Origin of the sequence: Paenarthrobacter sp. NPDC089307, from assembly GCF_040685055.1 — a bacterium.
Taxonomy (GTDB): Bacteria; Actinomycetota; Actinomycetes; order Actinomycetales; family Micrococcaceae; genus Arthrobacter.
On record NZ_JBFBHE010000008.1, the window covers coordinates 17,805 to 41,177 of the forward strand.

Annotated in this window: 19 protein-coding genes; 8 read left to right on the plus strand and 11 right to left on the minus strand. The window is 59.7% G+C overall.

What is annotated here, in order from left to right:
* On the plus strand, window positions 1–2,607 hold the full coding sequence (locus AB0N72_RS18705) for a toll/interleukin-1 receptor domain-containing protein (RefSeq protein WP_363934165.1): 2,607 nt from the start codon (window positions 1–3) through the stop codon (window positions 2,605–2,607).
* Window positions 2,604–5,069 carry a hypothetical protein gene (locus tag AB0N72_RS18710; RefSeq protein ID WP_363933881.1) on the plus strand — a complete coding sequence of 822 codons (2,466 nt, stop codon included), beginning with the start codon at window positions 2,604–2,606 and terminating at the stop codon, window positions 5,067–5,069. The genes AB0N72_RS18705 and AB0N72_RS18710 overlap by 4 nt, the downstream gene beginning before the upstream one ends.
* 136 nt (window positions 5,070–5,205) lie before the next feature.
* Here the strand turns inward: AB0N72_RS18710 and AB0N72_RS18715 are convergent, their stop codons facing one another.
* The 5 genes from AB0N72_RS18715 to AB0N72_RS18735 all read right to left on the minus strand — a co-directional run bounded on the left by AB0N72_RS18715 (window position 5,206) and on the right by AB0N72_RS18735 (window position 7,824).
* Window positions 5,206–5,739, minus strand: coding sequence for a hypothetical protein (locus AB0N72_RS18715; RefSeq protein ID WP_363933882.1), 534 nt, complete (start codon window positions 5,737–5,739; stop codon window positions 5,206–5,208).
* A 433-nt stretch (window positions 5,740–6,172) separates the two neighbouring features.
* Complete coding sequence (locus AB0N72_RS18720) at window positions 6,173–6,613, minus strand: hypothetical protein (protein ID WP_363933884.1); 441 nt, start codon at window positions 6,611–6,613, stop codon at window positions 6,173–6,175.
* A gap of 78 nt (window positions 6,614–6,691) precedes the next feature.
* Entirely contained in the window at window positions 6,692–7,063 is a 372-nt protein-coding gene (locus tag AB0N72_RS18725) for a PH domain-containing protein (RefSeq protein ID WP_363933886.1), read from the minus strand.
* Window positions 7,064–7,077: 14 nt separating this feature from the next.
* Window positions 7,078–7,344, minus strand: a complete 267-nt coding sequence (locus AB0N72_RS18730) for an NINE protein (protein WP_363933888.1) — start codon at window positions 7,342–7,344, stop codon at window positions 7,078–7,080.
* A 45-nt stretch (window positions 7,345–7,389) separates the two neighbouring features.
* A complete protein-coding gene (locus AB0N72_RS18735; protein ID WP_363933890.1) occupies window positions 7,390–7,824 on the minus strand; it encodes a hypothetical protein in 435 nt (144 codons plus the stop codon).
* Between the two features lie 937 nt (window positions 7,825–8,761).
* On the opposite strand from AB0N72_RS18735, the gene AB0N72_RS18740 reads away from it, so the two are divergent.
* The 3 genes from AB0N72_RS18740 to AB0N72_RS18750 all read left to right on the plus strand — a co-directional run bounded on the left by AB0N72_RS18740 (window position 8,762) and on the right by AB0N72_RS18750 (window position 12,414).
* The gene (locus tag AB0N72_RS18740; RefSeq protein WP_363933892.1) at window positions 8,762–10,153 is read left to right on the plus strand and encodes a radical SAM protein; all 1,392 of its coding nucleotides are present in this window, start codon (window positions 8,762–8,764) and stop codon (window positions 10,151–10,153) included.
* 381 nt (window positions 10,154–10,534) lie between these two features.
* Entirely contained in the window at window positions 10,535–11,566 is a 1,032-nt protein-coding gene (locus AB0N72_RS18745; RefSeq protein WP_363933893.1) for a hypothetical protein, read from the plus strand.
* Window positions 11,563–12,414 carry a hypothetical protein gene (locus AB0N72_RS18750; protein WP_363933895.1) on the plus strand — a complete coding sequence of 284 codons (852 nt, stop codon included), beginning with the start codon at window positions 11,563–11,565 and terminating at the stop codon, window positions 12,412–12,414. The genes AB0N72_RS18745 and AB0N72_RS18750 overlap by 4 nt, the downstream gene beginning before the upstream one ends.
* Window positions 12,415–12,446: 32 nt before the next feature.
* Here AB0N72_RS18750 and AB0N72_RS18755 read toward each other — a convergent pair whose 3' ends face one another.
* From AB0N72_RS18755 to AB0N72_RS18765, 3 genes are read right to left on the minus strand one after another with little or no spacing between them, the layout of a single operon-like run.
* On the minus strand, window positions 12,447–13,415 hold the full coding sequence (locus tag AB0N72_RS18755; RefSeq protein WP_363933896.1) for a hypothetical protein: 969 nt from the start codon (window positions 13,413–13,415) through the stop codon (window positions 12,447–12,449).
* A gap of 23 nt (window positions 13,416–13,438) precedes the next feature.
* Entirely contained in the window at window positions 13,439–14,638 is a 1,200-nt protein-coding gene (locus tag AB0N72_RS18760) for an ATP-binding protein (protein WP_363933898.1), read from the minus strand.
* On the minus strand, window positions 14,635–15,312 hold the full coding sequence (locus tag AB0N72_RS18765) for a LuxR C-terminal-related transcriptional regulator (protein ID WP_363933900.1): 678 nt from the start codon (window positions 15,310–15,312) through the stop codon (window positions 14,635–14,637). The genes AB0N72_RS18760 and AB0N72_RS18765 overlap by 4 nt, the downstream gene beginning before the upstream one ends.
* A 346-nt stretch (window positions 15,313–15,658) precedes the next feature.
* On the opposite strand from AB0N72_RS18765, the gene AB0N72_RS18770 reads away from it, so the two are divergent.
* A complete protein-coding gene (locus tag AB0N72_RS18770; protein ID WP_363933901.1) occupies window positions 15,659–18,235 on the plus strand; it encodes a cutinase family protein in 2,577 nt (858 codons plus the stop codon).
* A 468-nt stretch (window positions 18,236–18,703) separates the two neighbouring features.
* Here AB0N72_RS18770 and AB0N72_RS18775 read toward each other — a convergent pair whose 3' ends face one another.
* From AB0N72_RS18775 to mobC, 3 genes are read right to left on the minus strand one after another with little or no spacing between them, the layout of a single operon-like run.
* Window positions 18,704–19,933 (minus strand): hypothetical protein, encoded by a 1,230-nt coding sequence (locus AB0N72_RS18775; protein ID WP_363933903.1) that lies wholly within the window; start codon window positions 19,931–19,933, stop codon window positions 18,704–18,706.
* A gap of 29 nt (window positions 19,934–19,962) precedes the next feature.
* A complete protein-coding gene (locus AB0N72_RS18780; RefSeq protein ID WP_363933904.1) occupies window positions 19,963–21,591 on the minus strand; it encodes a relaxase/mobilization nuclease domain-containing protein in 1,629 nt (542 codons plus the stop codon).
* 3 nt (window positions 21,592–21,594) lie between these two features.
* Entirely contained in the window at window positions 21,595–21,987 is a 393-nt protein-coding gene (gene mobC / locus AB0N72_RS18785; protein WP_363933906.1) for a plasmid mobilization relaxosome protein MobC, read from the minus strand.
* Window positions 21,988–22,218: 231 nt separating this feature from the next.
* Here mobC and AB0N72_RS18790 point away from each other — a divergent pair, with 231 nt between their 5' ends.
* Both AB0N72_RS18790 and AB0N72_RS18795 read left to right on the plus strand, forming a co-directional pair.
* The gene (locus AB0N72_RS18790) at window positions 22,219–22,935 is read left to right on the plus strand and encodes a hypothetical protein (protein ID WP_363933908.1); all 717 of its coding nucleotides are present in this window, start codon (window positions 22,219–22,221) and stop codon (window positions 22,933–22,935) included.
* Window positions 22,936–22,965: 30 nt separating this feature from the next.
* Window positions 22,966–23,265 carry a hypothetical protein gene (locus AB0N72_RS18795; RefSeq protein ID WP_363933909.1) on the plus strand — a complete coding sequence of 100 codons (300 nt, stop codon included), beginning with the start codon at window positions 22,966–22,968 and terminating at the stop codon, window positions 23,263–23,265.
* Window positions 23,266–23,373 lie beyond the last annotated feature (108 nt).

Sequence of the window (23,373 nt, forward strand, 5' to 3'; positions counted from 1 at the left end):
ATGATCTCTTACACGTCGTCGGACCGGGATCAAGCTCAACTTGTGGCGGATACGTTGAGGTCATGCGGTCACAGCGTGTGGATGGACACGTCAACCGACGACCATGGAGGACTCGTCCTGCCGGGCATCCCCGGCGGCCAGCAACACTGGGCAACCATTAAGGCTGCAATTGACGAAGCTTCTACTTTCCTCGTTCTGGAGACCGAAGCCTGGCATAAGTCCGAGTACTGCCTCCGGGAACATCAATACGCTCAGGACGTGGGCAAACGCATCGCGGCCCTCGGAGAACCATCCGACGGTGTGGAACTCGGCGCTATCGCACGCGCACCTGCAAGTAACCCCTCAGGCCTCTTACCCCAGCTCGCTGAGGGCAATGACGCGGCTAGCACCCACGCTCGACTCGTGAGCGAACTTACGCAGAATCCACGAACTCGCATCGGACGCCAGCAGGTTAAGGATGCTGAGCTTTTGTCTACCGCCCCCTTGCCGCAACTTGGCTTGACCATGAATCGCGAGCTCAGAGATAGGGTTGCGGCCCTATTACGGGCTGGTCAGAAACGACAGCGCTGGCTTCGCGGTGCCACTGCTATTGTTATCTCTCTTCTCCTGGCATTGAGTGCTATAGCAACGTTGGCGAACAAACAGGCTTCAGAAAGCAGTAGCGCCGCCGCTGAGCGCGCCGACTACGCGGCTTCATTGCAGTTAGCGCAACAAGCAATACAGGCGCAGACCACAGTGGAAGCCCTCCAGCTGGCGCAGCGTGGCCTCTCCCTAAACAGCAACGATGCCACCCGTGCGGCCTTGAAGGCAGTGGAGTCGAGCTCCTTCCGTTCCACAACCGTCATACCTTCGGGCACGTCCTCGTCCGCTGCCGTTTCAGACGATGGCCGCGTCGCCCTTGTCATTCAAGGTTCCTCACTTCACATCACCGATGCCGCAGCCGGCCAGGTCACGACCCTTCAACTCAAGTCGGGCTCGTCACGCCGTTTGATAATAGGCCCAGACGGCCGGACGGGCTACTGGGTTGACGCATCAGGTGCTCTCAGCTGTGTCGACGTACAGGAGCGGCATGTCACGGAGGCAGTGCAGTCTAGGGTCGTAGCAATCAGCGTGAACGAGGGCGGCACTTTATGGTGGCTCGATGCCAACGGTGATCTCTTTAGCTCTGCCGCATGCCCTACAAAGCCAACCCCTGCCGTGGCCAGAGGGCTAAGCTCAGTGACTGCGTTTCTCGTCGCGGGTTCCCCTGCGACCATTTTTACGCTGACGACAACCGGAGTCGTCCAGACACGACTACTACCTCCGCCCGGCGGCGAAATCGGGCCGCCCCTCAAAGAGACCCTTCTCCAGAACGTCGATCCTGAGGAAGGAAATTTGAGGTCGACGGACACCCCTGATCCCACCACCACGAACAGACTAATAAAGTGCGGGAACCTAGTTCACGTAATAGCTGGCTTCAATTCTCCGCTCAACGCAAGCGCGCACGTCACCTTTTCATTGGTGGGTGACCCTATCGGCCAACGGTCCGTAACCACAGAACTGGTTGGCATAGGATGCTCTCCCGACGGTCGCGCGTGGGGTGTTCCAATGCTGTATAGCCGCGCCTTCGCCCTTCCCCGCGACGGCACATTTCCGGCCAACGTGATTGATGAAAGAGACCAACAGACGCGGGTGGTAGTCGCCAATTCTCCCAACGGCAGTCATACCGTAGTCGTCCACTCTGATGGCCGAGTCGATGTTCTGACCGTCGCGTCCGCTCAATGGGTGGCGGCAGCGAACGGTGCAGTCGTAGCCGTGCCTATCCGGGATGGTGTCGTCACTGTAGATGGCACTGGGGAAGTCCAGGTGCAGTCAAATGGGGCCAGCACCGTGCTTGGTAACCTCGGAGCGCCACCTTCTCCGTGGACAGCCGCACTGCCCGACACTGCATTTGTAGCGGCCGGAGACAAAGTTTTCGCAATCACCATGGCCGGCATGAAAGCATCTTCGCCGCTGCCGAGCGCCGTCGGCGTCATGACCCTTTCCGATCAGGGAACGTCCCTTACTGTCTCTGCCGGGGATTACATTGGGAGAATCGGTACGGACCTGGCGGGTCCCCCGCAGCGCTTAAACCCACCTGCGCTGCCGAACGGGGAGGCAATCACTTCAGCAGTCACCGACTCAGCACGGCAGATCGTGGCGACAAACTATGGAAGCGTCCTCGTTACCGATGAAACCGGAAAGATAATAGCTCGCACGTCCACAGGGGTCGCCGGAATCACCCACGCCCGCGTCCTACCGGATCACAGCATTGTTGTTGCCGGCGGCGACGGCCGGCTCAACAAATACACGCCCGATCTGCAAATACTGAGCTCTAATATGTTCGGACCCATGGCAGCTGGGCTTCAGCTCTCTCAGGATGGCAGCAAGCTGCTAGTGGCACTTACGGGCAACTTCTCGGTATGGGCAGTGGACGCGGTGACTCTACAGCCGATCGCTAAAGTCGCCACGAAGACCCCTGATGTTCGTCTTGTAAACATCAGCGCCGATGGTCGCACTGTGGTGCAGCTCCTCCCAGGCGCCGCATCATCCAGCGACCCAGCGCGAATTGTGAGGACCAACTTGTGAAATTTCAGCAACACCAGGTATTGACCCTAGGCAGGGTCTTACGTCTGGCAACGACATTCGTCGTCCTGTGCACCGCGGTGGCGATCGATCTAACTATCGCTGTCTATGGGGCTGGATGGTGGCACCCGATCTTCGATTCGTTGCCTCCATATTTTCGTCCAGCCCCCGGCAATCATGTTATTGCTGTGCTGGCTCTGTTACTCAGTGCGCTGGCTTTAAAACTTGCACTCCCAGGCCCGGCTAGGCACCGACGCCTCTGGCTGGTCGGCAGTTCGGTGCTGACAGTTATTTGGGGAGGCACATATTTCGCCTCAACACTTGGTGAGAATTCGGTCGCGACTTGGCTTGTCTGGACGCTGGGCCTCTTCGTTGGCGTCGTCGACCCGGGCCCCCAGAGCGTATTTCCGCTTTCATTCCAGCTCGCCAGATTCTGTGGGCTGGCCACGCTGTTTACCGTCGCCGGCAGTGTGGTCCTGACCATGGCCCGTGGGCGCCTTGACCGCTTCTGGCTTTCACGTGCCAAAGACGTTGACGTAGTCGTCGGTCTCGACCAGCATGCAGTGGATCTAGCCAAAGCCCTCATTCGTGACCGTAAAAACGACAATCCCTCCAGGCTTCGCCGATGGGCGGCGCATGGCGTCGTGGTGGTCCATTCAACCCAATCTCACCCCGCAATAGAGGAGCTCCGCAGGCATGGGTGCCGAATCGTGGTCGGCGACCTCACTTCCAACCGTTTTCTCAGGGACCTCCTTCTGACGCGCGGCCGGCCCACTGTGCACCGCCTGTTCGCACTTACTCCCTCAGAGACAGAGAACACCCGCATCGTAATAGCGGCCAAAGCGCTGGTCGAACTGCACTCAGCTTCGCAGCCCGGACTTCACATACCGCGCCTCATCGCTCGATACGATGACCCTCGAAGGGCCCGACAGTGGCGCCTCGCGAACCTCGGGGCGGCACAGTGCTTCGTCGATGCCATAACTCAAGAAGAACTCACTGCACGAGCGTTAGTCCAGCGCATATGGAAGGAACGCGCCGAAGAGGTCATCATTCTCGGCGACACAGCACTCACCAGCGCCCTCCTATTCGAGCTGGCAACCGAACGCGCGTTCCGCCACGAACTCGCCGAAGTGGAAAGCCACCACGTTAGCCCGCCGCCCAAACCGTTCAGCGTGGACCGTGTACTTGTTTGCCATCCGCTGGCACAACACACCGTAGACGAATGGACAAGAAACCGTGCTCCTGCTTCGGACTTGCCAACCCCTCTTGCCGTCACCGCGCATGGAGAATCATGGGAACAGCTCCTTAAGTCTCGGCCGGCGCAAGCACCCACTGCTGTTGTCATCGTAGGGGAACCAACAAGTGACATGCGGGCGCGAGCTACCCGCCTTAGCATCCTATTTCCGGACTGCAGCATATTCGTTCCCGAACCCGGCGTAGTTGGACTCGCCGAAGATATCCACGCCCCCCAGCCTCACCGGCTCAATGGGTACGGCCTCACCCTTCTCATGGGACAGCACGTCCCGGAAGACTCTTGGACCACCATCGCCCGACAAACTCATGAGGTATACGTTGCGAGCAGCCCACCGTCGAAAGCAAAAGCAAGGCGGCACTGGGACGGGGACGAACCGCTACCGTTGTTCTTCAGGGAGGACACTCTGCGCCAACAGCGACAACTTATGACCAAAATACACGAGGCCCACCAATGGGGCGTCAAGCGCTCACCCGCCAACCAAGGCACAGGATGGGCTCAGGTGTCCGCCGGTGAAACGGGCGCGCCAATTGGTGACGCCGTCATCCTGTGGCTGGCGCAAGCAGAACACAAACGATGGTGCTCGATGCGCCTCCGCCATGGATGGAGCACCGCTGACCCCTCAGAGACGGACCCGGTTGAAGCCGAAAGTCGCCTCCGGAACAAGAACCTTGTGGACTGGCAATCGGGCGAGCCCCTTGAGGCCAGACATATGAGTCTCCTACAAAGAAGCGACACCACGATGCTTCAAGAGTGGAACAAGGAATCGATTCGCCGCCTGCTTCATCGTCTGTGGATTTTCGGCATCGCCCCCGCCCAACCCAGTGGGCACCGCTTCCGGCGCAGCGGGAGGGCTCACGCGATGATTCTAGATCAGCCCCGAACTTGGAAAACGTCCGATGGAAGTACGCTCACAGCAGCCCGCGGAGACTGGTGGGTAACCGACACCAACAACCCGGACGGGCGCGGAGTTGCAGCAAAGGAATTTGCTAGCCTCTACCACCCTGAATCCCCCAATTTTGAAGGACAATACGAACGCGTTGGCGAGGTTACGGCCCGTCAAGCCCAAATCGAGGACATTATTGTCACTCTAGAAGGCGAGGCCTTGGTCGGCGTAGGTGATTGGATCGTAACCGATGATAGGGGAAACTCCTGGCCTGTCCCCCAAAGCGAATTTAGCAAACTGTACAAACCCTCCATTGTGACAGAGTGAGTGATCGGGACAGGTGACTTAGGCAGGGACGCACAAAGCGGCCGCCGGTATCAGCCGGTCATCTTCTCGGCGTGAGACCTCGGAACGATAGCAGGCACTAGAATTGAATACCTGCTGGGCGTAGCGCAGCATCAAATTAAAGGAAGCGGAGCGAACCGAGCATCTCCTTGATCTCTCCGCACTCCGTGGTCGCGGTGAAAGCAGTTGCTTCCTGCACTGTGTCGAAACCTATGTCGGCTGAGAAGAAACCAAATTTACCGTCTGCTTGGAAAAAGGCCGCGAGATTGCAGACTTCTGTTGTCCCTACGGGCTGACCAGGCCCTGAATACAATGAGATGCCCAACCGTAAAGGCTTCCTGTCAGGGTAGTAAGTACTATCCGAACCGACGTTTACCACCTCAGTTTTGATGGTCGTCGGCGCAGCTGAGGTGTCCATGCCCGGAATATTGACGGGCATGGAGTCCAGAAGTTGGTAGGGCTTTGGAACGGCACACGGCTGAAAGTCAAATACAGTATTGAAGTTCAGGGCGGCGACTTCCTTTCCCGCCGAATCTTGGATCCGTACGCCAGTTTTTATCTGAGGGTCCGACGGCTTTGTCACCGACCACTTCGCAGGATGCGAGAAGCTGATCGCCATTTCTGGATCGATGAACGTTTCAAGTTCGGGCACCGATGAAGTGGTCGAAAGCGTCGGAGGTTCGGCTGATCCGCTGCAAGAGGTCAGGACCAACGACGATACGAGGATAAGCGCGCCAAGCCGAGGACGCTGACGTCGCGTCCGGGACGGTCCCTCAAGTTTCATGCCACTCCTGCTTTTCTTCGAAACGATTCTAAGTGTTTGTTCGCTTTGCATCCTGACATGCGCTTTGTTGCTTCGCCCTGGGTGAGGGAACAGTATATTAGTCGAGCGCTGGGCCTTCAGCGAAGGTCGGTACTTGCATGGAAGAGCATCAAAGGCCTAGAGCCCCTCCCCAGTCTTCACTGTGAGGCACAGGCAGAACGTCCAATGCATGGCAAGTGTCTAGACGATGACGGCAGGCTCAGGTTTGAATTCATCGTCGGGGTCGGTCGTCCGCGCTGCGGGTAGTGCCAGCCCGTACTTTTCACACAGGAAGCGGGGTCTGACAGTATCGTCGGGCGTCTGCTGCCACGCCGCCAAGCACTATCGAGTTTGTGCTTGCGCCGTTCAGGACGCCGAGGAACGGTAGAGCCTTGGCGAGGCTCTGCACCGGAACCCTTGTGCCGTTGACCAGCTCGAGCAGCGCTGCGGCCCCTTCCAACGTTGGGCGTGAGGTCTTATCAGCGACAGCGTTCCCTAGCCGGCGGGTAGGCTCCTTCACGCGCTCGGGCACGGCGCCTGCGAACGCGGTTGCTGCGCTGCCAACCGCGCTGCCCGTGTTCGCCAGGGTGTTGCTTGCCCAATTCGGCAACCCGCGTCCGTCGTTGCGATGTTGCCAGTATTTGTTGAGGCCCTCCCATACTTGCTTGTCGTACGGACTCATTTTGGTTTCCTCGTCCGTTGGGTCGGTGATGTATGCGCTCATTGAAGCTCCGTTTCGGTTGCGTACGTCATCTGTGGAGGCGGTGAGGCATGATCTGCCGCCCCCACGCCCGGGAATTCGTTACTTGTTGGTAAGGATGTTCCAAAGGATCAGGTCGTGGGCGTGCCTTGCCTTGTCATCACCGCGGAAGTCCGCTTCCTTGACAGTCCCGCCGGTGTCGATGCCAATATTGGAAGTCGACGCGAACCTACCCATCATCGATTTGTTCGAGAGCATCGAAACTGACCGGATGTTCTTGTACGGGATGGAGACGACTGCGAGGTTATTTCCGACAAAGCTTTTGTCCCGAAGGATCACGCGCATGTTGGTGATGCCTACAAAGCCTGTTCCGACACCAATGCAGTCGTAAACGGCGTAGACGATTTCTCCTTGAAGCAGTCCTGCCCGGATCTGTTCCAACTGCTCGGGCCTGTCATGAATGATGTCCGTCATCGGTCGCTCCCCCCCTAGTCGCGAAGGGGAACGCCGTGAGCGTCCCGCTGAAAGTAAGGGGCACCGGCAAGAATCATGATGCCCTCGACGACACCGCAGAGACCGATTAGCCCGAAAGTGAAGATGCCAGGGACCAGCGTAAGTACGGGTTGGATGATCGCAATGCTCGTGTAGCCGAGGTAGAAGCGGTAAATGCCTAGCCCACCCAGAAAGATTCCCAGTAGCCCAGCTGCCACCTTTGACTTGGGCTGCGGGTAACCGTAGGCCGGGTTCGGGAGCATTACCCCAAGTTATCCCGTCATCTACAGCAACTTTCACCCCGGCCGTTACGTCTCGAAATCACTGCGATCTTTTCGGAACATTGCTACCAGCAGCACCATCAAGAAGACGACGGCGGCGGTCTTCCCACCACCCGCCCTAGCAGCGGTCCCCTTGGTGGCCGGGAGTTGCGAGATCCTCTCTAGGTATTTCCTCTGCCGCCAGCGGAGCCATCTCAGCCCCAAAATAGTCCCAATCAAGCCGATGAGCATGATGCCAACAAGGGCCGTAACGACATCTACACTTATGGCCGCCGGAGCCAAGGCGGCTGCAACCAAACCCGCTCCAACGAATAGCGCCAAAAACCCATAAACCTGAGCAAGAGTCGCAGGAGATGCCTCTTCTGCTTCCTCAGGAAACGTCGCTACGAACTGCATGTAAGCAGCAACATCGACCACCAATGCACCATAGAACCCCGCCTGGGTCGGATCATCAAGAAACACTATTCCCCCAAAAATGATTGCGTCCCCATCGGACGGTCCAACCCAATATATGACGTCGCACAGATGTCGAGGTTCGGAGCTGCCATGGAATGTCGGGTGAATTTGACGAGTCGCCCGAGATCGTGGTGTCAGAAAACCGCGGCGCCCAGGCCCAGACCTTCACCTTCCGGCATCGGGCATCATGCATCGCAGAATTGGAAACCAAGAACCACAGGCGCGACCACGAACCCGTCGCGGAACGACGCGGGCCCATATGGCTCTCACGCCCCGCTTCGAGGTCTAGGGCACTTGGGCTCCGGGACCAGCCACGCAACAAGGGCAGGCCACTCAAGGCAAACGACAGGCAAGACGCCTGTGCTCTCTACGAGTCGAGGAACCTGGCTGAGGCCCCACGATGCCTTCTGAAGACTCTCCGCGCGGCCACTCCCCCGAGCGTCCAGCATGAACACATCCAGTCAGACAGACTGATGAGCGAGGTTGGCGCCACTTATACGAAGCGTGTCTCTCGCACCTGGTAGGCAATTTTCCGGGCGGAAATCTACACCAAGGCTTTGGTGGTTGCCTGTCGCGGCCGGACTGTCATGTTTACCTGTGGCTCTGCCCTGGAATTTAGTTGGACCATTCGGTCGTGACGTTCGCATACACGCCCTTGTCCAGCTCGCATCATGCATGCAAAGCGCCGAGTCAAATTGCTGCCCGTCTTCACGATTGTTTGATAGCTGGGTCTCACGCCTCGCCACCGGGATGTCATCCCTTCGGGCGACAAAATGCTCCCTTAAGGCTATTGACCATATCTCTGCTGGTCGTGGTCGATAACGTCGTGACCAGTTCACAGCCCCACGAGTGCGAAATGAACCCGGGGAGCAACTGCTCCGGGTGTCCCTGAATTGGCCGCCGCCCCCGCGGATCTGGCCTCTGTACACGAACAGGACTTGAGATGCGCGTAAGCCACTACACCACGGCAATCAATCTCACCGCTGAGAGATCCCTGTTGATGAACCATCCCCGGAACATCCTCGATTTCGTCTCGGTACGGGTGGCAGAGGCCGTGCGCTCAGGTCAGCTGGAGCAGTTAAGCGACGACACCAGAAACAGACTGTTCGAAAAGGGTTACCTCACCGACGAAGATTCTGACACCGAGATTGCGTGGTTGTCGCGCAAAATGGACGCTATCGAGGCCGGCCTTGAAGGCAGTGGAGCCGTCAGGAGTTACTGCTTCATCACCTCGTATCGGTGCAATTTGGCATGTTCCTATTGTTTCCAGAGCAACGAGACGGCCCGAATTGTGACCAACAGAATGCTCACCCTCGACCAAGCCAGGGCAGGGTTGGCGGTGATGGATGCTGACGTGGCGTCTGGCCGGGTCGATCCTGAACAGACCAATCCAGTTCTCCTCTTTGGCGGGGAACCGTTGTTGCCGAACCAACGGGACGTCGTAGAACTGATCGTCAGTGAGTGCCGGCGCATGGGCTTCAAGGTTTCGGCGACAACCAACGGCGTCTTTTTGCACTTATTCGAAGAGCTGTTGGGGCCTGATGGAATCTCCCACATGCAAGTCTCCCTGGACGGTGATGCGGCAGCGCACGACCGCCGGAGGATACCCGTCAACGGCAAACCCACGTTTTCGGGCATCTGGAAGAACGTGGTGCTGGCACTGGAGCGAGGTGCTCGGGTCGATCTTCGCGCCAATTTGGACCAACGCAACCTCGACTCCTTCGCCGACCTCGTTGACTTCGTTGCAGAAGAGGGCTACCTCGAGCACCCCGGCCTCTCATTGAGATACGCAAGGGTGGTTCCTGACTTTGAATCAGCAGACGGGCACGCCGATGTCGCCCTCGCCTGGTCTGACATCGAGACGCGACTAACTGAGCAAATGGCTTCCCGTCCCAACCTTGCCCGGGTAGCGGCACCTTCTGATATCGAGACTTTCGCGACGTGGGTTCGTGAGAAGTACCCACAAAAGGCTTCCCGGCACTGCGGCGCAGTCCAGGGCAACACATATTTTGGGCCGGACAATGAGCTCTACAACTGCCATGAGACAAGTGGCCGGGTTGAATTGTCCATCGGTCGGTATACAGACCACGGAATCGTGTACAACGGGCGGGCCCAGCTATGGCAGGGACGCCGCGCCGACCACCTGTCACGCTGCTCAAAGTGCCCGTTCGTCACGACCTGCGCCGGGGGCTGCGCTGCCCGTGTCGATCTGGATGGAGAACCCCTGGCCAGCAACTGCGACAACTTTGCCAACACCTTCGCGGAATCCATCAGGCGCGTGTACCTGACTGACGGTGCCCCAAACATCCACGAACTTGCGGCGGCTTCGTGCTAACCGCCTCAAACCCTGCGGGTGCCCTTCCGCGGCCGGACCAACACATGAAAGGAGGTGGACCAATGGACGAGAAAGAAACCGTCGACCTGATCCAGGAAATCGAAGTTCGTGAAGAACTGGGCAAGCTCGGCAAGATGTGCGGTTGCTGGAGTTACGGCGGCTAACCCAAAACCGGGGGGATGAGGAAACCTCGTCCCCCCGGTCCCAGCAGGAAACCTGAACAGAGTGAGGCCGAGCCACATGGATCTAACGTCAAGGGTTCAACCGTCATCCCAGCTCGACTTACGTCTCAAGGAGGGAATTGTCCTTAGCGGCAATCAGCGGTTCCTCGTCGACAGCCGTGCGTCAGCGATTCTGTCTGCAGTAGGAGTGGGAAGCACAGTGGCCGCCATCTTGGACGACGATCTGGTGCTTGAACACTATCCCCTCAGCATCGGCCTGGAACTAAGCGAACCGGACCTGCGACGGGATCTGCGTCAGCTTCATGATGCAGGTCTGATCCGAATTAGCGGGATCACATTGCCCGAGCCGGCCGAAAAACCTCTGGATGCGCTGGCCGTTCACGTCAAACGCGACTCCACAGTGCTTCTGTGGCTGATCAACGCCATAGCAAAATGGAGCATCCTGAAACGTCGCCCGTTGGAGTACCCGATACTCGCTGCAGCTGTCCTCGTGCTCCTCTGGTTCGCTATGACGGTTGATCCGACGCGGCTGGCGTTATCCGCGGCGCAGCTGCCTGTCTGGGGAGGATTTTTCATCCTTCCCGTGACGTTCCTTCTGGTCCTCTGGCATGAAGCAGGGCACGCATCCGCGATGAAACGCCTTGGACGCGTTCCCCTACGGGCCGGGGTCGGCGTTTATCTCTTCTCTGTGGTTCTATACGTGGAGCTGTCCACGGTGATTTCGGAACCGGCAACGCATCGACGGCGCGTGGACATGGCCGGCCTAGCTCACGAGGCCGCGCTGATTGCCCTCATCGTCGTTTCTGCCCGAGTTGTCGGCGGCGACGTCGTTGCTGACATCGCCTTGGGCTTCGGAGTCTCGGCACTGCTGTTCAGCTTCAACCCTTGGATCCACAGCGACTTATCATGGCTGCTCACCGATTTCTGGAAACACTTCGACCGGTCGTTCTGGTTGCACCACCCTGCAGAATTCCTGCGAACGCTCAGGGGCGGATCTGTGAGCGTTGTCGCTCGGCCGCCGGTCAGGGCCGTCCGAACGCAAGCCCTGCTGGGTGTCGCCTGGATGATCTTGGCGGCCCTGTGGGCTTTGAAGCTAGCCGCAGGACTTCACGAAGCGGGCCAGCAACGCGAGGACCTGTTGTGGCATCTAATGCTTCTGGGAGGAAGCGCGGTCATCGCCGTTATAGGAATTGGCGCCACTCTTTCAGCAGTTCTACGGAGGAAATCATGAAAGATCCCATTCTTATTCCGCTGGCCGGCGGCAAGTTCGGTACCGATGAGTCACTGTTTCCCCGGGACGCCAAGTCCCGGCGGTTCGCACTGCTCGAGGAAGCCGGGTTCAGTGCGTCTGCCTTGACAGGGGTCCAAAGGCTGGCGGTCGGGTCACTGGGCTGGGGAACTGCCTCAGAGGGCGCCCTGCGTATCCTGAGCCGGGCCTTATCGAACAACTCCCAGTTGCATGCGGAGAAGGCGGACGCCGTCATCGCAGCATGCCGCGTCAGCCGTGGACTCGCCGAGGATCGCCGCACGCAGAACGATCCCTGGGTCCATGACCTTATTGCCGCCGCGGAGAGACTGGCCGCCGGGAACGAATATTTCCACCCCCTTCTGGTGAAGGCCAAGGGCTACCAAGCCGGCTGCCTTTCAGGCGACATGTCGTTGGAACGTTACCTTCACGGCTTGGCCGGCCACCCTTACGCCCTTGTGGGTGCCGCCATTGCGAGCTCCGAAGGCTGCCGCGAAGAAGCAGCAGCGGTCGTTCAGGAGTTCACAGGAAGTATGGGAGTACTCCATGGCATTACAGAGCGCACCGCCTTCAGTCCCAATTCCCGAAAAAAGAGCACACTGGTAACCCCCGACTTCCTCTCAGGCGGGCCCGAGGCGGATTACGACGCAGACCGTCAACTCCTCCGTGAAACGGTCGCCCGTCATGCTCGGTCTGTCCTCAGATCGGTTGACCTGCTCTCCACGCAATTGCCGAATTCACCTGCCATTGAGCAAGTCAAGGAGCGGGCATTCATGACCCTGCGCGACACCGGGGCGCTCCTGCGCACCCTTACCGTTCCTGCCAGCACCTGATTCGCCCCAGGATCACGGTTGCCACCGTGGATTCACTGCGTCCCTGCGTCAGGGAATACGACCAGGACAGACTCAGCTTCCGTGTCCGAAGGGGTGGTCAGGATGGTGACGGCATTGGCGCCTCCTTGCGGCCTCGCCCGTGCAGTGATGGTACCGCCGCGCGCGTGGTTGAGGATACTGACCATCCGTTCGGAGGCTGCAGCCAAAGTCAGGGGTTCCAGCTCTTCCCGACGGTCGTCGATAATTTGAACGGTTACGCCTCGTTCCCTCGCCCGCCGGGCGGCTTGCACCACTTCGTCGGTAGCCAAGACACGGCCCCTTATTTCGTCTCGGAACTGTGCTTCGATCAGGCGTAATTCCTGACGCTCAGATGAGGTGAGGACATGGGCCTGATCGGCGATCAGTGTCAGGGCCGGATAGGCCAATGTCTTGACGTGGGCCAACCAGTCGGTCCGTGAGACGTTAATGGCACGCTCCGCTGCGTACCAGTCCGCCGCTGCCCGGGCGTCCGCCGAATACTCATCAACCTGGCGATCATTGCTGCGCAGCAGCCTGCCAATAAGAGTCGCTATGGTCAGCCATCCCACGGTTGCCACATTCATCAGCAAACCATTGATGAATCCTAGGGTGGTACCTGACGCCCACCAGGTCATAAGGCCAACGGATATTGCAGCGCCAATCCAAGAGAGGGCCACTCTTCCGCGTAGGTTCACGACGACGAGCAAAGTGTAGGTAGCGGCCAGATGCCACGAAGCGTAGCCGGGCCAAGTGTCTGTCGGCAGAGCACTGTTGACCAGCAGCGTCATGGCGGTCACAGCGACGAGGACAGCCATGGTACGACGAAGGGAAAGCCTGCCGGGCGTCGGACTCAGGACTATAACGACTGCTATCAGATCCAGCACCATGGCAAGAATCGGAGCCCAGACTGGGGTCACCATATCCAGGGAAAGGACGCCGAGCACGACATGCAACACGCAAAAGACGGAGCAGAGGACGGTCATCGTACGGATTGAAATCGCGCGGATCATGCCACACCACCGGACCATGAGAGTTTGATGTCAGTGCCTGATCCGATAGTTGAGTTTATGTCCGCTTCGCCGCCGATCGTTCGCATGCGCCCCTGGATGGACACTTTGATCCCCAGTCGGCGGTCAGAGACCAGCTCGGGCTGGAAACCTTTGCCGTTGTCCTTTATCGACACTGCTACGGTCGCAATGTTTCCTGACCGGTGACCGGTGATTCGCACCTCGCAAGAGTTGGCTTGTGAGTGCCTGGCCGCGTTCATGACCGCCTCAGTGCTGGCCTCAAAGACAGCCCTGACGACCGGGCCCGGAAGCCTAAACGGGGACGATACGTCGCAGTGGACTCCTACCAGCATGTCGGTGTCATCTGCGGTGGTGAAGCGGATACGGGCGGCCAGTTCAGTCAACGAGGCCGGTGCAGCTTCCATGCGGTCGAGTCCCTGGACGTCCAGCCTGTCCATCGCACTGGCGGCAAGTTCGGCGCTGGCCTGGCGTTCCCGTGCTGAGCCGGACTGCGCGGCGGTTAGAAGGGCCGTCATCACGCTGTCGTGCAACAACCCGTCCATTCGCAACCGTTCGTTACTCAGCGCCGTTTCGGCGGCCGCGTCCCGGTACTTGGCAATTGCGGCCTCAGCAGCCACGTCAACGCTTGTGGCCGCTTGCCTGAGGATTCCGATGGTAAGGCAGATGATGACGCCCAGAATGGTCGCAAAAGCTGCGTCCTGGATGGCGATAGACAAAGGAGCGGAACTGGATTGGGGCAGCGTCCTTACAACGGCGAAAAGAATGCCCACGGCAACCGTATAGGCGCAGCCGATAACTGAACCGAATGCAAAAGCACTCCACGCTGCGCCGACGTTGATCATTGCCCACAACCACGGCGTTCCGATGTCTGGGGGCACGGTTGTGGGCACTGCCACCGGCCATAGCGCGAGACCACAGAACACCAGGGACGCAAGGACGCCGCTGGACGCGGTAAGCCCTCGACCGCGAACTGATGCGGCGGTGAACACTACAACGACAGCCAGGAATCCCCAGAGGAAAACAGCATTCCACCAAGGTGAGGCCCAGAGGGATTGCCGCACGATGCTTCCGCTCGCCTGCAGCAGAAGAAGCAACGCGAACGCCGAAATGCCCCGGCCCATGAGCCGGTGCGTTGCCTTTGCCGACACTCCGATGGGGGCCGGCGTCAGGACCGTCATTCCTTGACCAGCGGCAGGATAGGCGGCAGAATTCCGTCTTCAACGGCGCGCTTCAACAGATCGACTTTCGTGCCGGCTGGCCGGTCTGCTTCTTCATACTTCTCTCGGATTCTGGCGACGAACTTCTTGACGGTGCTTTCTTTGACACCCATTTTTGTGGCAACCTGGCCAAGTCCGTAACCGGTGGCATAGAGAGCCAAACATTCAGCTTCACGGTCCGAAAGGCTCGTTTCCACGAACGCGACATCAGTCTCAATGGCTGCCGCCAAGTCAAGACTGGCTATGGTTTCCCCGGCAGCTACACGGCGGAGCTTATCGATGGTTTCCAACAACGGCTCGGATTTGAGGGACACCCCCAAGGCGCCATTGGCCAACGCCTGCTGCAAATGCCTCACGTCCACGCCAGCGCTGAAGACCAGCACTTTGTATCCCGCCGCGACAAGTCGTGCCGTGTTGTTGGCTACCGAAGAACCATCCGCAAGCTGCATATCCAGTGCCACTACCTGGCAGACGCGCCTGTCAGCCCTCAGGAAAGCATCGACCGTTGTTTCCATTCTCATGAGTTTGACCGGTGGATCACCTAACGTCGCATACCTGTTGATCCCGCCCAAGAGGCCGACCATCGCCGATTCGTGGTCGTCGATAACTCCTGCAAGAACAAAACCTGAACTCATGTATCGCTACCTTTGACGATGGACTGCCCGTATAAACGATCAGTTTCCACACGACGGAAACTACTTCCAAGTAGGACAGCGCACTATCGTCTTGCGCAGTAGCTTTGTCATCCCTTCAGGCGACAAATACCGACACGAAATGCATTACAGACGTTAGCTCCCGGTCGCCTGCCTAGCATCGGGTTAACCCGTCGATCCGTCGTGCGTGCGAACCCGTTGTCACATTTGCGCCGACACGAATGATTGCCTCGGGCGCCGTTATACCCTGACATCAATTCCTGCAAGTCACACGATCGTCAGAACTAAAAACAGAACATGCCGTTAGTACGGCCGAAAATGGGGAAACATGGCTTGGGTCCGAACTAACACCATCTTGCGCCATCGCGGAACGAGCTTGTTCGGCGCAGCGGTACTGACCGCGGTCGCCTTGACGTCCTTCGCGCCCGCACCGCGGGCCGCTGCCGCTGACTGCGAACCGGTGGCGATACTGGCCTTCCGCGGCAGTGGCGAGAAGAACATCGATTCCACGGCCAGTACGCTTGCCGGAAAGACTCACAGCTACGGGGACGGGAAGCTGTTCACGAATGGATGGGAGGGACCCAAATTACAGCAGTTGTTCGATGCATACGCCGGAACCAGTTTCGGCGATGGGTTTGACCCGGAGTCGGTGCCAGTCCTCGGGATAGGCTACGACGGAACCACCGGCTTCCCCGCCATAAAAGTCGAAGACAATCTAAATACCGACATTTTCAGAAACCTTATTAAGTCCGCCGGTAAGGGCTCGCTGTATGCCTCCTCCGTGATGGCATCGTTCTTGAAAAGCCAGCCCAGCGGATGCAACACCAAGTTCATCGCTGTGGGCTACTCCCAAGGAGCCATGGCCGCCCGTCAAACAGCTGAAGCATCCTCCCGGGTAGTAGGCGTCGTCGACTTCGGCGACCCATTCCAAAAGCCCAACTCTCCCGGTACCACAGGCGAGGGCTCCGACGGGAACGGCATTGTTCGTCACTGGAGCACTAAAGACCTCCAAGCCCATCTGGACAAGTTCTACGACCTTCCCGCTGCAAAGAGCGCCTTCTGTCATCAGGGCGATCCAATCTGCAGCTACAGCTGGCTGTTTGGACCGGGAGCCCTCCTCAAAAACATCGAGCCTCACACGAACTATTTCGATAGCAGCAGCGAAGCCAGCGCAAAGGGCAAAGAACTCGCCGATGTAGTTCACGGCTACGTATCCGCTCCTGAACCTCCAAAACCAACCCGCAAGGGTCTTGACGTCATGTTTGCCATCGACACGACCGGCTCCATGAGCCCGTACATCAACCAGGCTGTAGCCAACGCACGGACGGTCGCCCAACGTGTACTTACATCCGCCGGAACCGGAAGGGTCGGACTCGTCCAGTACAAAGATCACGGTGACGACCTGGTCGCCCAACAGGTTGTCCCCCTTACAAGCAGCATCGGCGACTTCGAAAGGGGCCTGCAATCGCTAGGGGCCTACGGAGGAGGGGATACACCGGAAGCTGTGTATTCGGGCCTGGTAGAGGCTCTTCGGGCCAACTGGAGCTCCACTGCTTCACGATCCGTCATCCTCATAGGTGATGCGCCCGCACATGACCCAGAGAACGTTACCGGCTACACAGCATCTCAATTGCTGAAGTACTTCAAGGGAACGGCCCTCATTTCCGTGCCTGCCGCCCCTGCACGTGGCCCGGTGGATAACCGTGACGCCTCCACAGAGGCTCTCATGAGCCAGGCGCCCCATGCCGCCGCCACCGATATCTCGCTGACCGCACAGGATCGTGCAGTACCGCTGGCGGTTGATGTCGCTGAAGATGAGCCAACTATCGCACCGCCCGTTTCCCTATACGCGCTCAGTGCGGATTCGAAGCTCACTGCTCAGCTGGCGCCGATTGCCGACGCAACTGGCGGCTTGTCCTTGGATATTTCGGATCCAACCCAAGTGGAGAACAAAATTCTCGAGTCTGTAGACAACGCTGCGGCCGCGCCCGAGGCGGCCATCAGAGTTTCGTCAATCACAATTGCGGGCTCACCCACCACTCTTTCGGCCGTCGACAGCGTCGCTTATGAAGGTCCCGCAAATTACGTCTTCGACACCGATGGTGACGGAACCTTTGAGACCCCATCACCGGATGGAGTTCTGGAACATGTGTTCCCGTCTCCGGGTCCTCAAACTGTATCCGTGAAAGTAACCGACTCATCAGGTCGCAGCGCCACAGCCTCCGTAGTGGTGGACGTCCTACCGGCCGCCGTTCTCGATGGCAAATACGACCCAGCCAACCCCGCCTTGGATCTGGCCGGCGCTACACTCGCACCGAGCGAAGTCGCGGCTGGTTCCACCACGACGCTGCAGGTCTCGAACCTCCAGGACGGGGAACTTCACGGGGCCAGACTGGTAGCCGCAGATGATGCCAACTCATGGTTCGCCAGTCCTCAAACCACCTTCGGCCCCTTCTCCGCACCTTCCACGTTGACAGCCAGTAACTCGCTGAGCATTCCTGCCGAAACACCCCCTGGGGACTACCTCGTTCTTGTCGTCACCGACCAAGGCCGGCACGCGAAATTGGCGCTGAAAGTCGGACCTGCTGGATCGGGAACACCAACACAATCACCCAGCGAAACTTCGCAGCCTTCACCGTCCACACCGTCGCCCTCGGAGCAGGGTGGCGCGCCCAGCCCTTCTCCCTCGGACCCGGGCAACATCTCCACTCCGCCAACCTCTACAGCCGCAGTAGGCGGCGCAGCGTCCCCGGGAGATGTCAACGTGGCCGGGACTACCTCGAACCTTCCAATAACCGGCTCAAACTTCGGATTCGCAGTTACTGTAGGCTTGGCATCCCTTCTCATAGGGTTGCTGTTCGTCCTATCGGTTCAGCGGCGCCGCAGGACCGGCCACCACGCGTAACTAAGGAGACATCGTCGCTCGTCGTTCTATTTCGGCATTCGCCTGGAGCATGTTGGCGTTGAGTGCCGTCACCGTTTTCACGTGGCCGATCTTCCAATTCATCTCCAACCGGATGATTGCCCTTGGTCAGCCACTTCCAGATCGTCTTGGTCCGTGGGAGGGTGTGGTAGGCAACGGTCTCACAGCTCTGGGTTCCGAGGTTTTCTGCCTGGGGGCCGCCCTGCTTACCGCCCTTCCCATCGCACGAAGGGCCATTACGTACCTTCCAGGCTCCAGAAAGTCGCGCGACCGGAACACCCCAGCAGGCAAAGTGGCCCTGTGGATCGCACTAAGCCTTCTAGCTGGCGCAATTAGCTATTTCTTGGCTTCGTTCGTGGCGTTATTCATTATCACACCGCCGCTCCAAAGTCTGTGGCCCGTGTGAAGACTGCGAGCTACAAAGAACACTGAGAAAGTTGGCTTCGCCGTCTACCTGCTGAGATCGTTCCTACCTCTCTCGGTGCCCAATGCTGCCGCCCCAGGGGCCCTTCTGGTTTTGGCCGCTTTCACCGTGGTTAGCGCCGCGTTGGGGTGGGTACCTTCGCTGCGCGCCGCTGCGACGCGTCCGCGTATCTGAGTTTCGTTGGCGCCGGTGTCGGCCAGTGTCTCCGCGAATTTGGCGTGGTGTTCGGCGGATCCGTAGCCGGCTTGCGCAGCCCTCTCGGCATTTAGGCCTTGGACCTTTAGACGACTGCCGTGGTTACCGGTGACGCGGTCCTCAATCTCGCGGGCGACACTGTCCATGCGGGCGAAGAGTTCCCGCTCTGCCCGCTCGTACCGCTGCTCCTGAGTGGACCACTTGTCGCCTGTGAACCCACCTTCTGCGAGCAGTTTCGCTTCGTGCAGGTTCTTGGCGGCGGCCACGAAAGACGGGTCCTTGAAGTGTTCCTCCCCCGCCCCGTTGACGTTCGCGATGGTTTCCTGCCTCAGTTGGTCGATGCCGGGTCCGTTGATGCCGTCTTTGCCGATGAGGAACAGGCGCTCTTTTATTGCGCCGTCTGCGGCTTCCAGCGCTTTCGGGGTTTTCGCGTTGTGCGCCCGCTGAAGCGCTTGTGCCAGTTCGGGATTAGCAAGGTACTCCACAGGTACTTGATGCCGTTCCATTTCGGGTGCGAGTTTCGCGGCCTGGGCGCGGAGTTCTTCGACCTGAGCGGCCACGAGCAGCTGCATGCCCTTGTCGTGTTCGGCGGCAGCTTTACGGGACTCTTCCTGGCTCCGGTCAAGCGCTTCCTGCCGAGCCTTTTCGGTGGCGATGGTGTGGATTCCTGATTCGAGGTACGCGGCGTCGGGCCCCACGTCGCGGGTGTCGATGCCGTACCGTGTCAGGACTTCATGACGGATCTTCTCCGACGCCGCAAGGGCTGTCGGATCGTGGTCCCTCCAGGCTTCGGCGACGGTGTACGCGAAGGCCATGTCGGAGGGCTGGGCTTTGTCCCACCATTGGTCTTTATCCACCGCGGCCAGCGCCGCGTGGGCCGCGCTGACCTCGGCTGCAAGGCGTGCCCGGGCTTGGTGCGCTGCCTGGGTGTCGTGGTGTTCTAGTTGGCGCTGGACTTCCTGCCGTTGGCGGGCCAGCGTTTCGGCGATCCGGGCCGCGACCGTCAGCGATTGCCGCAGCCCCCCGTCCACCAGGTCGTCCATTCCGTCCGATTCACTCATTGGTATTCCCCTCGCACTAGTGGTGTTTGTTATCGGTCAAGTAGAGGCCCGGAACCTGGCCCTGTCCGAGTGGGTGTCTTTGCCGGTGTTGCCGTCGTCGGGACAGCTGAGCCAGGGCGGATGGGCGACATGCCGCGCAGGCCAAGCTCCACCGGGTTTCGTCCCTGACCGTGCACTGACACCTGATCCGGCGCGCCCACGGTGGTCGGTCGTGGCATGGTGCCCGCGAAGGGCTTCAGCTGGGTTGCGACGACGGTCCGGATCCGTTCGGCTTCGCGTGCCCGGCCGGATTGCCGGTGCATGTCGTAGATGGCGGCCGCCATGTTCGCGAGCTGCACCATGAGCGCAGCCTGGGCGGCTGTCTTGTTCTTGCTGGATACCGCAAGGAACAGCATTGCCGTGCCGGCAATGGACGGCAGAGCCACGGGTTTGCTGTGTTCCCCTGGTACGCGCAGCTGCGCGGTGCGGGATAGTTCAGCCGCGGTAGCGGCCAAGGGTCCGGGCGTGGGTTCGAGGCGGTGTGACCATGCAGCGAACGCTCCGGAAACTTCCCGCGCGGCTTTCGCCCATGTCGCGTGATCGTCCAGAGGGATGGAGCGCAGTTGCTGGGCAAGCGTGGTCGCGTTGCGGGTGTACTCCACCCACACCTGAGGCGACGGTGTAGCCTTCTCGGGTCCGGTCCGGGTGACTGTGCGTTTGTTGCGTGCTGCGGCGTTCCATTCGGCTGCTGCTTCGGTCGCCGTTTGCGGTGAGTCCATCCATCCCTCGCGCAGTGCACCGAGTTTCAGGTCGGAGGCGAGGGTGCCGCCGCCGAACCAGATGGGCCTCTCCCATGGCTTGGGTCGTTCGGCGACGGAGTACCCGACGATGACATCGGTGGTGTTCTTCGCGTAGCGCGGTCGGAGCAGCATGCCGGTGTCGCGGGCGCGGCGGACGAACTCCCCTTCGGTTGCTGACGCGCTGGCGCTGGCACGGACTTTCCGAGCGAGTGATGCGCGGTGCATTTCCCGTTCGTCACGGTCGGCTGTGGCCTTCTCTGCCCGGTCATACCCACGTGTGGCGTACACGGTGGAGAGCGGTTCCAGGCCGTACTTCACTTCCAGTTCCCGGCAGGTCTGCTGAGCCTTCTTGTAGTCCCCGTGGGTGGAGGCTTTGGTGCCGTCTTCGCGGACCAGGGACACTGCGATGTGGATGTGATGGTTGCCGTTCTCACTCGTACCGTGGTTGATCGCCGCCCACCGACACTGGGCTTTTCCGCTGGCCGCGGTGAAGCCCATGGCATCGACGAAATCGTTGGCGATATCGCCCCACTGCTGATCCGTCAGTGCCCCCTCTTCGGCCCGCAGACTCAGCGAACAATGCCACACACTTGCGTCCTTGTACCCGACATGGACCCGTTCCTTCTTGGCCGCGTCCCAGACGAAGTCCTTGACCTTGACCTCGACACCGTAAGCCTTGCGTGGCTGGTCCAGGTGCTTCGCGATCGCGGCCGCGTCCTCAGCATCCAGGACACCGTCGTCGTACCACGCCATGACCGCAGCGTCGCCGGCGACAAGGTGTGGTTCGGTATGCGAATTTTTCGTCTTGTCGACATCGGTGGAGACTAGGTAAACCATCAGGCCGGCCATCCGCGAACCGCGGGTGATGTTCGGAATCACCGGTTACATCAACCCCTCAATGGCCCGGTCAATGCGCATCGCCACCGAGCGAATGTGCTTGAGCGCTTCATCGGTTTCGGCGGGGTACTCCCCCGTCGCGTTCGCGTGTCGGGCGAGCTGGTTGATGTTGTTCGACGACCGGGCCAACAGGTTGTGCAGCTGCATGAGCTCGGCAATGACCGCCCGGCGTTCCGTCGGCGAATTCGTGGTCGCCGACAACGCTGCGGAGACCAGCAGGTTCGGGACCGTCACTTTCTCACGCTCGGCCCTAGCGATCAGGGCCGCTTCTTCCTCGGCCGTGACCCACACCTCACGGCGCTTCTTGGATCCCGCCGGGCTGTTCGCCCGGCGACGACGGGCAGGGTTCGGACGGTTCAAGCTTTCCTCGTCCGTCATTCGAATCCCCCTCAAAAGCCCAGAGCAGCGACCCCGGACCCGGGGACCACACAAGCCAGTGTCGCTCACGAACTCGTTAGAGTCCGCGAGCGACACACCATTTACACCCGTGTAAATGTATAGCTTGCTCCGCCTGAATGGTTGGATGGCATGCGCCAGCGTGTCTTCACGGGAAGTTAGCCGGTGTGGGCTAGGGTGATGGCACGATCGACGACTTTCCAGGGGGAGACAATGCGTCACGACATTAGCCAGGCAATCGACCTTCCAAACAACAGCGTCACCTACCAGCCCACTAACGGCACAGACCAGGGCACCTTGATGATCGCGCTTCAAGCCGATCGGCAACCATCAAGCTGGGACCTCTGGAACGAGGCCACCACACAACTCGACGGCGATCCCTACACCGCCATGCTCATGATCGACAGGGCGGTAACACGACACCTGCAAGAGCAGACGAATTCGCCGGCGCTGATCGCCAACGATGCCAAGCAGATACACCTCTACATACCGCTGCCCCTGGACGGCGTCGACGCCGACAAAGCCACGCCCCGTTCCCCGGAGCTGGCCCCACACCAGGGGGCGCTGCTGCCCGGACTGCGAACGGCCATACGCGCCGTGTTGCCGCAGGAACTCCACGCTCGTGCTGACTCCATAGCCGCGCACGCGGTCGCTCAGATTCCCAGTCAAAACGAAGTGACCGCCGCCTTTCAGCGCACCACGGTTGCCGACGCTGTCCAGGAATTCACGAACAACAAGCAGCCCCTTCAGTTGCGGCAGGAGCCTACAGAGTCTGCGACAACAGCAACGCTGCGGGACCCGTTGAAGACACTCCGCAGCTCTTTCCCGGCGCACCCCTCAGCGGCCTTGGCTCCTATCACGGCGACTCCCGAAGCTACGCCCAGCAACACCAGTCAGGCTGTGCACCGGCAGGCCGGACAAGAACGCTAAAGCCACCACACCAGAAAGGCACCACCACCCATGCCCATCGACATCGAACAAACCAAAGAACAAGCACGAGCTCTCCTGAACTCACGCATCAAATCAGTCGAAGAACTCGTCAAAGCCCGTCAACGAGTAAACGACCTCAAAGAACGACTTGCCGACGCCGAACGCGACGACAAGCGTGCCTACGTCAAAGCCACCCGCGACGGATGGAACGCCGACGAACTCAAAAAGCTCGGCCTCGAACCCGCCGCAGCAACACGACGCCGCAAAGCACAAAACAAGGCACAAGACCCCACGCCGGTACCCACATCCGAGGAACCCAGCAGCAACTAAACCCCTCGCCCACATGGGCACGGCAAAAGCTAAATCCTTCGGGCTTTTCCCGCACACACGTGGACGACGGGACCAACCGGCTCCGTTTCCCATGGTCCAAGACGTCGC

Bases quoted from the DNA above. Each gene is read 5' to 3' on its own strand.
- AB0N72_RS18705 (WP_363934165.1), top strand. From the start codon at position 1: ATGATCTCTTACACGTCGTCGGACCGGGATCAAGCTCAACTTGTGGCG.
- AB0N72_RS18720 (WP_363933884.1), bottom strand. From the start codon at position 6,613: ATGAGCGCATACATCACCGACCCAACGGACGAGGAAACCAAAATGAGT.
- AB0N72_RS18725 (WP_363933886.1), bottom strand. From the start codon at position 7,063: ATGACGGACATCATTCATGACAGGCCCGAGCAGTTGGAACAGATCCGG.
- AB0N72_RS18730 (WP_363933888.1), bottom strand. From the start codon at position 7,344: ATGCTCCCGAACCCGGCCTACGGTTACCCGCAGCCCAAGTCAAAGGTG.
- AB0N72_RS18740 (WP_363933892.1), top strand. From the start codon at position 8,762: ATGCGCGTAAGCCACTACACCACGGCAATCAATCTCACCGCTGAGAGA.
- AB0N72_RS18750 (WP_363933895.1), top strand. From the start codon at position 11,563: ATGAAAGATCCCATTCTTATTCCGCTGGCCGGCGGCAAGTTCGGTACC.
- AB0N72_RS18755 (WP_363933896.1), bottom strand. From the start codon at position 13,415: ATGACCGTCCTCTGCTCCGTCTTTTGCGTGTTGCATGTCGTGCTCGGC.
- AB0N72_RS18760 (WP_363933898.1), bottom strand. From the start codon at position 14,638: ATGACGGTCCTGACGCCGGCCCCCATCGGAGTGTCGGCAAAGGCAACG.
- AB0N72_RS18765 (WP_363933900.1), bottom strand. From the start codon at position 15,312: ATGAGTTCAGGTTTTGTTCTTGCAGGAGTTATCGACGACCACGAATCG.
- AB0N72_RS18770 (WP_363933901.1), top strand. From the start codon at position 15,659: ATGGCTTGGGTCCGAACTAACACCATCTTGCGCCATCGCGGAACGAGC.
- AB0N72_RS18775 (WP_363933903.1), bottom strand. From the start codon at position 19,933: ATGAGTGAATCGGACGGAATGGACGACCTGGTGGACGGGGGGCTGCGG.
- mobC (WP_363933906.1), bottom strand. From the start codon at position 21,987: ATGACGGACGAGGAAAGCTTGAACCGTCCGAACCCTGCCCGTCGTCGC.
- AB0N72_RS18790 (WP_363933908.1), top strand. From the start codon at position 22,219: ATGCGTCACGACATTAGCCAGGCAATCGACCTTCCAAACAACAGCGTC.
- AB0N72_RS18795 (WP_363933909.1), top strand. From the start codon at position 22,966: ATGCCCATCGACATCGAACAAACCAAAGAACAAGCACGAGCTCTCCTG.